Source organism: Lysinibacillus mangiferihumi, assembly GCF_003049665.1.
Taxonomy (GTDB): domain Bacteria; phylum Bacillota; class Bacilli; order Bacillales_A; family Planococcaceae; genus Lysinibacillus; species Lysinibacillus mangiferihumi.
This window is the reverse complement of the sequence record NZ_PYWM01000138.1, coordinates 1-205: the sequence shown is the minus strand read 5'-3', so window position 1 is coordinate 205 and position 205 is coordinate 1. Positions and strand designations below refer to the sequence as shown.

1 protein-coding gene is annotated in these 205 nt (G+C 45.4%); it reads left to right on the top strand.

Features of this window, described 5'->3' with window-relative positions; genetic code table 11:
* Nucleotides 1-205, top strand: a 205-nt coding sequence (locus tag C9J37_RS28740; protein ID WP_201262237.1) for a hypothetical protein, incomplete at both ends; no start/stop codon positions are given.

Below are 205 nucleotides of genomic sequence, written 5' to 3'. Positions count from 1 at the left end.
GCAGAAGCTGCGTTAGAGGATGCGTTACTAGAAGATTTATCAGAGGAGGAAGCAGAACTAGTTGCTGATTTGCTAGAGGCAGAAGCTGCGTTAGAGGATGCGTTACTAGAAGATTTATCAGAGGAGGAAGCAGAACTAGTTGCTGATTTGCTAGAGGCAGAAGCTGCGTTAGAGGATGCGTTACTAGAAGATTTATCAGAGGAGG